General features: G+C 72.2%; 8 protein-coding genes and 1 pseudogene. 4 read left to right on the top strand and 5 right to left on the bottom strand.

Features of this window, described 5'->3' with window-relative positions:
• Positions 1-204: 204 nt before the first annotated feature.
• Positions 205-397, top strand: a pseudogene (locus E6R62_RS41570) (transposase); the annotation flags it as partial.
• Between the two features lie 181 nt (positions 398-578).
• On the opposite strand, the gene E6R62_RS37150 reads toward E6R62_RS41570, so the two are convergent.
• Positions 579-1,079: a MarR family winged helix-turn-helix transcriptional regulator gene (locus E6R62_RS37150; protein ID WP_136217865.1), complete on the bottom strand. Its 501-nt coding sequence runs from the start codon at positions 1,077-1,079 to the stop codon at positions 579-581.
• A gap of 69 nt (positions 1,080-1,148) precedes the next feature.
• Here E6R62_RS37150 and E6R62_RS37145 point away from each other — a divergent pair, with 69 nt between their 5' ends.
• Together E6R62_RS37145 and E6R62_RS37140 are read left to right on the top strand one after the other, a co-directional pair.
• A complete protein-coding gene (locus E6R62_RS37145) occupies positions 1,149-1,865 on the top strand; it encodes a hypothetical protein (protein WP_240802127.1) in 717 nt (238 codons plus the stop codon).
• Between the two features lie 5 nt (positions 1,866-1,870).
• Positions 1,871-2,674, top strand: coding sequence for an SGNH/GDSL hydrolase family protein (locus E6R62_RS37140; RefSeq protein ID WP_136217864.1), 804 nt, complete (start codon positions 1,871-1,873; stop codon positions 2,672-2,674).
• A gap of 28 nt (positions 2,675-2,702) precedes the next feature.
• Here E6R62_RS37140 and E6R62_RS37135 read toward each other — a convergent pair whose 3' ends face one another.
• The 3 genes from E6R62_RS37135 to E6R62_RS37125 all read right to left on the bottom strand — a co-directional run bounded on the left by E6R62_RS37135 (position 2,703) and on the right by E6R62_RS37125 (position 6,186).
• Positions 2,703-4,121 (bottom strand): cellulase family glycosylhydrolase, encoded by a 1,419-nt coding sequence (locus E6R62_RS37135; protein ID WP_136217863.1) that lies wholly within the window; start codon positions 4,119-4,121, stop codon positions 2,703-2,705.
• Between the two features lie 158 nt (positions 4,122-4,279).
• A complete protein-coding gene (locus E6R62_RS37130) occupies positions 4,280-5,176 on the bottom strand; it encodes a hypothetical protein (protein ID WP_136217862.1) in 897 nt (298 codons plus the stop codon).
• Complete coding sequence (locus tag E6R62_RS37125; RefSeq protein ID WP_136217861.1) at positions 5,173-6,186, bottom strand: SPFH domain-containing protein; 1,014 nt, start codon at positions 6,184-6,186, stop codon at positions 5,173-5,175. The genes E6R62_RS37130 and E6R62_RS37125 overlap by 4 nt, the downstream gene beginning before the upstream one ends.
• A 720-nt stretch (positions 6,187-6,906) precedes the next feature.
• On the opposite strand from E6R62_RS37125, the gene E6R62_RS37120 reads away from it, so the two are divergent.
• Positions 6,907-8,529, top strand: a complete 1,623-nt coding sequence (locus tag E6R62_RS37120) for an RICIN domain-containing protein (RefSeq protein ID WP_136217860.1) — start codon at positions 6,907-6,909, stop codon at positions 8,527-8,529.
• A 262-nt stretch (positions 8,530-8,791) separates the two neighbouring features.
• Here E6R62_RS37120 and E6R62_RS37115 read toward each other — a convergent pair whose 3' ends face one another.
• On the bottom strand, positions 8,792-9,223 hold the full coding sequence (locus E6R62_RS37115) for a DUF732 domain-containing protein (RefSeq protein WP_136217859.1): 432 nt from the start codon (positions 9,221-9,223) through the stop codon (positions 8,792-8,794).
• Positions 9,224-10,021 lie beyond the last annotated feature (798 nt).

Raw genomic sequence — 10,021 nt, 5'->3', positions numbered from 1 at the left:
ACACTTCTGACGCCGCCCGCGTGTAACCGGCGCTACCCGTAACCGGCTTCGGCCTGCCGCAGTGTCGAGCTGGTGCGCCGGCAGGTGTCCACCAGCAGCTCCCGTTGCTCCAAGCGCAGCCGCCCAGGGCGGGTTAGGCGAGCACTTTCCGCGTGGGGTGGGGACTGGAAATCGGTGTAACTCCCGCTCAAGGAAGATGCACCGATGACCCGTGAGAACGTGACCGAGGGCCGAGATCGTCGAGCCGTCTGAGCCGAAGCCGTCGAGGGCGGTGGATGACCGGCTCATCGACGAGCTGGTCTCCCGCGCTCAGGCCGAGGGCTTGCATCTGACCGGTGAGGGCGGGGGGCTGCAGCGGCTGACGCAGCGGCTGCTGGAGTCCGCCCCGGAGGGCGAGACGGCACGGGCGGAGGCGGTCACTTTCTGCCGACGCCTCAGGACCGTGGGCCTGAAGACATCATGCTGTCCGTTTCTACGGCACCGGGCCCGCTCGCGGGTCGAGGCTGTCCGTACCGCCGCCGCGCGCGACACGTTCGGCGCATTCCTCCACCCCCGCCCCGGTCGACGCCGGCCGGACCTCAGCCGCGGGTGCGGTAGCCGGGGTGGACTCCGGGGGTCAGTTCCTGTTCGGCCGCGACGGCTTCGAGCAGGCCGAGCAGGTGCGTGCGCTGCTCCGGGTCGAGGGCGGCGAGCAGGGCGTCCTCGTGGGTCGCGGCCGCGCGGGAGACCGCGCCGAGGGTGCGCCTGCCCTCCGCCGTGAGGTGGAGCTCGTGGTTGCGGCGGTCCTCGGCGCTGCGACGCCGTTCGACGAGGCCCTTGCCCTCCAGACCGTCGATCAGTGCGACGACACGGCTCGGTACGACGCCCAGGTCCTCGGCCAGGGCCCGCTGGCTGCGCCCCGGCTGCCCGGCGATCATGCGCAGCAGTCCGACGTCCGCCGGGGTCAGTCCCAGGTGGCCGACACGTTCCGCGAAGCGTCCGGCGGCGTGCGCGCCGATCTGAGCGAGAAGGAACGCGGCCCCGCGCGGCACGGTGGCCGGGGCGGAGCCCGTCGTAAGCGGTTGCCGAGAACTGTTCACCGGCCTATCGTAAGCCACGCAAAATGATTCTCCTCGGTGAATGATTAACTTGAGAGAACGGATTCTGCCGTGACCAGCAGCCCAGCGACCGCCGCCGCCCGAGAGACGCACAGCCGACGGGACCCGCAGGCCGGACCGCCGCCCGGCATCCTCGCGGTGGTCTTCACCGCCCTCTTCCTCGCCGGGCTCGTGCTCAGCACACTCCTCGCCGACGGGGACACCTTCCCCTCGCCCTTCGGCTCCACCGACACGGTGACCTCCTACTTCCGCGACCACACCGGCGCGGTACGCCTGTCCGGAGCCCTGCAGTTCGCGGCATCGGTGCCACTCGCGATCTACGCCGCGACAGTCTCGGCGCGGCTGCACAAGCTCGGCGTACGCGCCCCCGGCGCCACCATCGCGCTCGCCGGAGGCGTCCTCGCCTCGGCCTTCCTCGCCTGCTCCGGACTGGTCACCTGGGTGCTGTCCCGGCCCGAGGTCGCGGGGCACGGCGACGTCGTCCGGGCCCTGCAGTACCTGGCCTTCGGGCTCGGCGGCCCCGGCCACGTCGTCCTGCTGGGACTGCTGGTCGCCGGGATCGCCGTACCGGGGCTGCTCGCCGGCCTGCTCCCGCGTGCCCTCGCCGTGGCGGGACTGGCCGTCGCGGTGGTCGCCGAACTGTCCACGCTGGTCCTGCTGGCCGACGGGGCCGCCCTGCTGCTGCCGGTCGCCCGGTTCGCCGGCCTGCTGTGGCTGATCGCGGCCGGGTTCCTCCTGCCGCGCCGCCGCGTCCGTACGAAGGGCTGACCGCCATGACGAGTGCCACCACCGCCGCCGCCCACGACCCGGCGGAACGCATGCTCCGCTTCCACCAGCCCGAGAAGGTCCTGCGCCATCTCGGCCCCGCGCCCGACGAGGCCGCGCTCGGAGCCCTGTTCAGGCTCGACCCGTCCGGCTATCGGATGCGCCTGAACCGCTTCGAGGCGCGGAACCGGGCGGCCGCCGCCGCACTCGCGGCCGAACCGGGAGCGGCGGCACGCCTGGCCGGCCTGCCGTTCCGGCCGGGCGAGCACGTCGTGTCCGTGGGTGAGAGCACCACGGCCGACCGGCTGTCCTGGTTCGAGATCCTGCGGCACCTGCTTCCGGACGACGTGCGCTGCACGAACCTGGCCGTGACAGGCAGTACGACGATCCAGGCCCTGGCGAACCTCCCGACACTCGCGTTCCAGCGGCCCGACTGGATGCTGTGCATGCTGGGGGCGAACGACGTCCAGCGGCTGGACGGGGTCCCGCTGATCTCCGCCGCCGAGACCCGCCGTACCCTGCGGGCCCTGCGCGACCTGACGGTCCGCCGGACCGGAGCCCGGTGGGTCTGGCTCACCCCGACCGGCGTCGATCCCGGGCGGGTCGGGGAGTACGTCCACTTCCGGCGGGCCGGTCTCGGCTGGGCCGGGGCGGACCTCGACGCCGTCGCGGAACTCCTGCTCGCCGAGCCCGAGGTCACCGTCGACACCCGGGCCGCCGCGCACGGCCACTGGGAGGAGGACGGCGTCCACCTCACCCCGACCGGTCAACAGCACGTCGCGGCGGCGGTGCTGGACGCGCTCGCGACGTAACCGGGCCCGCCGTGACCGCACCGGTGGGCTACCTCGGGCTGATCGCGACCTGGTACGTGGTTCCGCTCCTCCCGTGGGTGCTCACGGCGACGGTCTGGCCGTGGCCGTCCCACCTGGCGTTGCGTCCCTGGACCGTGACGCGGTAGCCGTTCGGGTAGGTCTCCTTCGGCACGGTGATCTCGGTGGGTCCGGCGGCGTTGTCGCGAGTGCGGAAGGTGAGGGTGTAGGTGCGCGTGGCGGGGTCGTACGCGAAGCCGAGCGGGTCACCCGCGACGGCCCGCGCGTAGGGCTGGACGAGCAGCCGGGCGTTGGGCTTCACCGCGCCCGTCTGGTCGAGGAAGCAGTAGCCGCCGCCCCGGCACCACTGCCACCACGTCCAGCCGCTGGAGAAGCGGTCCAGGGAGGCCGTCATGTCGGTGACGAATCGGCTCGCGTGCGGAACGTACGGGTTGCCGCCCCACTCGCCGACGATCACCGGCATGCGCTGACGGGCCGGGTAGTCGCTGATCGCGGCCTCGTAGGCCGCGATGAAGGTGCCCTCGGGGTCGTAGTCACCGCCGGTCTCCATCGCGGTCTCGTAGAAGTGCGGCGCGTACCCGGCGTGCGGGTCGTCGATGGGCCCCATTCGGGTGGGGACGCCGAGACCGACGATGACGGTGGGTTCGACGAACACCCACGACTTCCGGTCGACGAGACGGACCGCCCGCGCCAGGCGGTTCCACGTCTCGGTGAGCTCGCCGGCCTCGAAGCGGGCCGCGGCGGCAGGGAGGTCTTCGCCCTCGAGGAAGCGCGCGAACGGCTCGTTCATCAGGTCGTAGCCGAGCAGCGCGGGGTGCCCTCCCAGGGCGGAGGCGACCGTCGTCCACATGCGGGCGTGCGCGGTGCGCAGGTCGGTGTCCTTGTACAGGTGGTCGAAGGCGGCCTGTACGGACGGCTCGAAGTACTCGGAGAACCAGTCCTCGGGTATCGGCCGGAAGGGCAGGCCCTCGTCGCGCGTGGCCCAGGCGGGCACGCCGCGGGAGCCGAAGTGCGGTCCGTACACGTCCTGGTGGGCGTCGAGGACGACCTTGACGTGGTAGCGGTCGGCCCAGTCGAGGATGCGGCGCATCTTGGCGAGGTAGCCGCGGTCGTAGTGCCCGGGAGCCGGTTCGAGATCGTCCCAGAAGAACGCCAGGCGCGCGAGGTTGAACCCCCGGGCGGCCATGTCCTTGAGGTCGCTCTCGTGGATGTCGGCGAACGCGTCGGTGCCCCGGCTGCTCTTGTCGGCGAGGTTGAAGCCGCGCCACTGCAGCGCGCGGCCCTGGCCGTCGGTGGTGAAGGTGCGGTCGCCGACGGTGACGCGGTCGGGGGCGCGGTCGGGGTGGGCCTGGGCCTGCGCGGGGAGGACGCCGAGCAGGAGGGCTGCAACGCCGAGGGCGACGGGGGCGAAGCGGGAGGTCCGGCGCATGCAGGAGTCCCTTTCGAGGGTAGCGTTTCTGACGATGTGTCACGTGCCGGTGGGATGTTACTGACCGGTGAGGCAACTTCCCATCGTTTCGCCAGGAGTTGTCGATGAGACTTCCTGCTTCGCGGACCTCCCTGCCGCGAGGCCGGCCGGCGGGGTGCTCACGTCAGCAGGCGCAGCGCTGTCGCCGCGATGCCCAGTCGTACGCTCTGACCCCAGGTCAGCCGCAGGGCGTCCGCCTCCATGCCGTCGCCGAAGACCACGATCCGGTCCGACTCCACCGTCAGCCGCAGTCCCTCGCGCTGGTCCAGATGGCCGCCGACCCTCGAGGTTCCGGTCGCGGGCGACGGCCAGGCTTCGCGGACGAACCACAGGAGTCGGCGGTCCGACGGTGCGGGCAGCTGCGCCGTGCTGCCGCGTTCCAGCCACAGGGAGCGCAGCCAGCCGGTGGCGCCGGTGCCGGTGCCGACGAGTACGCCGGAGGACGCCTGGGCCTCGCCCGGACCTTCTTCGCCGTCGGGGCCCAGGCGGTAGCGGGCCGTCTGGTGGCCGGGCGAGCCCAGGTAGATCTCGTTCAGCGCGAGGAGGCGCTGGGTGTCGTCGGCGACGGCCTCGACCATGGTCAGGTCTTCCGTCGGCCCCCCGTCAGCCGCGGCGCGCAGGAGGGCGGCCGTGTCGGTGCAGCGGTGACGGACCAGGACTCCGGGGTTGCGTCCCGGGTCCGTGTCGATGCCGACCACGGGCTGTCCGGCGAGGTACTTCGCGGTGTTGGCGACCAGGCCGTCCTGCCCGACCACGACCACCACGTCCTCCGGGGCGAACAGGAAGCGGTCCAGATCCGCCCGTTCCACCTGGGAGCTGCGCCAGGTGAGCGGTACCGCCGCCGCCACCTCGCGCAGCGCCTGCCGGGTCCGGCTGTGGCGGCCGACCACGTCGTCGATCGAGCGGCCCCGGCTGGAGAGGAAGAACGCCGCCTGCCCGTGCGTCCCGTGCCGGTCGATCAGCTCCTCGTACTCGGTCCTGCGGTGCACGAGCACCGCCCGGGGTGCCAGGCTCACGCGTCCGCCCCGGTGTCCGGGCGCCCGAGCCTGCCGAGGAGGCCGGTGAGGACGTCCGGAGTGAGCGTGATGCTCTCGACGCGCGGCAGGTTCTCCGCCAGCCGGGTCGCCGCCAGGGCGTACAGCGTGCCCGCGCCGGCCTCGTCGTGCACCTGCAGCCAGGAAGCCTGGGCCTCGGCCCGTGCCGACCCGGTCTCTCGCGCCGCTGCGGCGTCCGCCCGGGCCAGACGGACCTTGCGCGCCGCCTCGGCCTCGGTCCTTACGCTGTCGGCAGCCGCCTTCTCCTCCGCCTCACGACGGGAGTTGACCCCCCGCTGCTCGATCAGCTGCTCCTCGCGCCGGGCCAGTTCGATCTGACTCGCCAGCTCGTTCTCGGCGATCGCACGCTCCCGCTCGACGGCGACGGCCCGCCGTTCGTAGGTGGCCCGGTCCGCCTCCTGCTGGATCTGCTCGCGGGCCGGTGTGCGCAGGGCGCGCTCCACCTCGGCCTCGGGCCGGATCGCGACGACGCGTACGGCCACAACGTCGATACCTGTGTCCGGGAGCCGGGGCTCGGCGGCGAGACCGGCGGCGACGCTCCCCCGCACGGAGGCGACGCCGTCCACCAAGGCCACGGCCAGCGGGGTCCGGGCCAGCACGTCCAGCGCGTGCTGCTGCGCGGTCTCGGTGAGGAGGGTGGAGATCTGCTCCAAGGGCGCGCCGCGCCAGCTGCCGCTGTCCGGGTCCACGGAGAAGTCGAGCCGGTCCGCCGCCGCGGCCGGGTCGCTGATCCGGTAGGTGACGGTGGCCTGCACGGTGACGTCCTGGAAGTCGGCCGTACGGGCATGGAACGCCATGGCCAGCTCCCGGTCGTCGACGGGCACTTCGGACAGCGCTGCCGACAGCGACCGGTACCAGAAGCTGAGCCCCCGGCCGTCATGGACGAGGCGGCCGCGCTTGTGGTGACGGATGTGGGTGGTGGGCGCGGAGCGCAGGTGACGCCAGCCGAAGCGACGGGTGATGTCGGCCATGGTGAGAAACCCCCTTGATTTCGTCATCATGACGATAATCGGCAGTCCTGCATATCGTCAAGAGGACGAAAAGACACCTTCCTGGACGGGATCCGTGGCGAGGAGGGACATACTCCCAGTGGCCCACAGCTCGGGTCAGCGTCCGCGCCGATGCCGGACGGCGCGCCGATCTCCTCCCGGGAAGTACCGTCCCGCGCCCCTCGACGACGCGAACCGGCACCGAATTCCGGGCCCGGAGCTCGATGCCCGCGGTCGCCAGGGCGAAGACGTCCGTCCCGCCAGGCGGGGCCTTCTCGTTCGGTCGCGAGGGCCATCACACGCCGCTGGGGCGGCAGCGCACCGAATACGGGACGGATCGCACCGCCGGTCCCGACACCGGCACCGCCACATCGCCGCGCGCGATGGCGCTGCCCGACCCCGCGGGTCCGGAGCGTGTCAGGTGCCGCAGAGCGAGAGCTGACGGTCCGCTACATCGACGGCCGCTTGGTCGTCACCGCCCGCACCCCGGAACGGTCCTGTCCCGCCCCGGGGCGCCCCGCACCGTGCCTGGCGGCGTCACTCCGGATCGTTCCGGGTTAACGGGGGCGCCCGCGTGTGGGTGACTGAGGGCCGAAGGCGCTGGGCCGTCCGGCCGAGCGAAACGGTTCCTGGGAGCCGGCCACTGCGGCCCGGACGATCACCTGCCCACAGGAAGCACACCCGAGACCACAGGAAGTGACCATGAAGAGGCATATGACGAGGGCCGCGAAACTCCTCAGCGCGCCGACTGTCGCCCTGGCCCTCCTGGGCTCCGTCCTCGCCGCGGCGCCGGCGGGCGCCGCGACCCCGGTCAGCGCCGCCGGGACTGACGCCTACACCTTCACCAACACGGACGGCACCCTCAACGCGACGGGCACCGGCGACGGGAACCAGATATCCGTCACCCCCGACGGCACCAACTTCCCGAACTGGCGCCTCATCAAGCTCAGTTCCCCCGGCACCTTCAACATCGCCAGCACCTCCTCCGGGAAGTGCGTCTACGCCTCCCAACCCGCCGTGCAGCAGTCCTGCGGCAAGGACGGCGAGCAGTGGAACTTCCGCCCGGTCGACGGCAAGCCCAACACCTTCGGCATCGTCCGGCGCGACGAGAGCAGCGGGGCCGAGTACTGCATGGACAACCGGGGCGGCCTGCACCTGTGGGGCATCCTCGCCCAGCCCAACCCGTGCAACGGCAGCGCGAGCCAGGAGTGGACGATCCCCGCCGCGAAGGCGGCCGAGGCCAGGAGCCTCGCGCTCGACTACTACAGCGACCTGTGTTCCAGGAAGACCTCCTCCTGTTCGTGGACGCAGAAGTCCGAGGGCCGGGCCGAGGTGCTGCCGCGCCAGCCCGCATCGTCGGTCTGGTACAACGACACCAGCACCACGATGAAGCAGATCTTCACCACGATCTACCACTCCGGCTGGGCCCAGTCGTTCTCCGCCGGGCTGTCGACGTCGGTCGGCGTCACCACCCCGATCCAGGCCATAATCAGCAACCAGCTGACGGCGACGCAGACATACACCTCGGACGAGTCGACGATCAACGGGATCGCGGTCGATGTCCCCTCCAAGAACTACGCCTGGGTCGACTTCGCGGCCGTGGGCAAGAAGGTCACCGGCACCTGGACCTTCGACACCGACAACCAGCCGTGGACGACCGACGCCACCGTCACCGTCCCCGTGATCAACTCGACGGCCGGCTCGACGATGTACGTCGCCCACACCGGCGCCACCCCGCCGGGGAGCGACACCGCAAGCCCGGACGTGAAGCCCACCGCTCTGGCGAAGACCGCTTCGGGCACCGTGGACCTTCCGGCGGGGGCCGAACTGGTCGCAGTACAGGGCGGCATCCAGGTCAGTGACGCGAACGGCGCCGTCATCGCGACCGTGCAGCCCGGCACCGTCACGGACACGAGCGGCGCGGCCCACAAGGTCGCCCTCGCGGTCAACGGTGCCACCGTCACCCAGACCATCGAAGGCGTTACCGGTGAGACCGTCACCGGCACCATCTCACCCCCGACCTTCTCCCTGGGCACGACCGCCGCCTCTCCGGCCCCCGCGAAGAAGGCGGCCGAAATGATGACGACCCACATGATGACGACCGACACGATGACGACCGACACGATGCCGACCGCCTCCTTCAAGGCCTCGCCCACTGCCGCGAGCAGCGACGCCCACGACAAGTGCATGGCGAAGGAGATCGGCAGCGGCATCGTCAGCGGAGCTCTCGGTGGCCTCGTGGGCGGCCCCCAGGCGGCGGCCGGCGGAATGCTCCTCGGCGCGGTCACCGGCATCGCCAAGGGCATCGTCAACTGCCCGAAGTAGTCCCTCCCACCCGCCATCGCAACCAGCGGGTTCGCCCTCTCGGCAGGACTGTTCAATGATCGGACAGCGAGCGGGGCCGTTGCCGCCAGGCGGCGGCCCCGCCGTACGTCGTGGTGCGGCCGTTTGGCGGCGGGCGGGTCTCCCCCCGTTGAACGCGCGCTCCAGTCCTACCGGACGGACAACGGCCACATCGCCACCGGCCGGATCGACAGCAACGGCACCCTGGGAACTGCGCGAGTCGGCGCTCGCCGTAGGTGCCGCGTCAGGTCGCGGGACACATGGTCGCGCGCAATGCGGCGTTGATGGCCTTGCCCTGGGCGTCGGTGAGAGGGTGGACGTCGTTCCCGAATCGCTGCGCCGCGGCATGGTCAGGGTTCTGGGCACCCCCGTTCAGCGCGGAGCACTGATTCCGGCCCGCGTCGATGGCCTTGTCGGGGTCGGCGGCGGCGTTGGGCGCAACTATCTTGATCGCGGCGAGATACGCGTCGCGGGCGGCGCCCGTCGGCCTCGGCGGGATGCCGTTCGAGGGCTTGACCGCGGACGCGCTCGCCGAAGGCGTCGCCTGCCCCGCGGGTGTGCCGGCGGCCGTGGGCGCGGTCGGTGCCGCCTTGTCATCGCTGCTGTCTCCGCAGGCGGAGAGCGAGGCGGCGAGGGCGGCCGTGATCGCGAGGGCGGCGGCGGTTGTGCGCTTCATGATTCCCCTTGTCCCGAACGTGTGTCGTGTGTGTGACACGCGGGTGCCCTGGGGGGTTGTACGCGCCCGCGCCGCCGTTGCCAGAGGGGATGGCAAACGGGCGCAGGCCTGCCCGGGCTCTTTCCCGGTCCTGCGGCAGCACCCGAAGATGCCCCCACCGTGGAACCGATCGCGCTGCGCCGACGCCGTCCTTGGCGCCCTCGCCGCCCTGGAACCCGTCCCCGGGCCGGAAGGCCGGGCCAGCGCAGGCGACCTGGGGGACGGCTTGGCCCACGGCCTCGTCACCCGCACCAGCAACAGGGAAGAGCCCTCGGGGCAGATCTCGGCCCGGACCACCTCTGCGTCCCGGCCCCACCGTCCTCCGTCTCGACCCCGGCGGCCGCTCTGCCGGCCTCCTGACCGGTCCGCGCCGGCGACGTCGAGCTCCCCTCACCGAGGCCGCCATGGTGGCCGGCGCCGTCACCGCCACCCGCCACCCGCCACCCGCCACCCGCCACCCGCCACCCGCCACCCGCACGGTTGGTCCGCCATCTGGGCTGCCACCACCTGGGGCGCGCCGGCCCGGGCAGCCGTCGTCGTGGTGCCCGCGCCGCGGGCCGAGGGGGACGTGCCGGTCGGGGCTGTCACACGTGCAGGTACCGCCGAAGGGTGGCGTCGGGGCGTGACCGGCGGCGTACACCAGCACGCCGGCAAGGACCCCACCCCGGCCGGGACGCCCTGCCCTGGTGGACCTCGGAATGGGGCAGGTCGAAGGCGGCCATGGGTTGCGGCGGTTGCGCGCGAGGTCATCAGAAGTGC

Origin of the sequence: Streptomyces sp. A1136, assembly GCF_004795055.1 — a bacterium.
GTDB lineage: Bacteria > Actinomycetota > Actinomycetes > Streptomycetales > Streptomycetaceae > Streptomyces.
Note: the sequence above shows the minus strand (reverse complement) of the source record. Positions and strands in the feature narration are given on the sequence as shown.

Bases quoted from the DNA above. Each gene is read 5' to 3' on its own strand.
- E6R62_RS37140 (WP_136217864.1), top strand. From the start codon at position 1,871: ATGACGAGTGCCACCACCGCCGCCGCCCACGACCCGGCGGAACGCATG.
- E6R62_RS37135 (WP_136217863.1), bottom strand. From the start codon at position 4,121: ATGCGCCGGACCTCCCGCTTCGCCCCCGTCGCCCTCGGCGTTGCAGCC.
- E6R62_RS37125 (WP_136217861.1), bottom strand. From the start codon at position 6,186: ATGGCCGACATCACCCGTCGCTTCGGCTGGCGTCACCTGCGCTCCGCG.
- E6R62_RS37120 (WP_136217860.1), top strand. From the start codon at position 6,907: ATGAAGAGGCATATGACGAGGGCCGCGAAACTCCTCAGCGCGCCGACT.
- E6R62_RS37115 (WP_136217859.1), bottom strand. From the start codon at position 9,223: ATGAAGCGCACAACCGCCGCCGCCCTCGCGATCACGGCCGCCCTCGCC.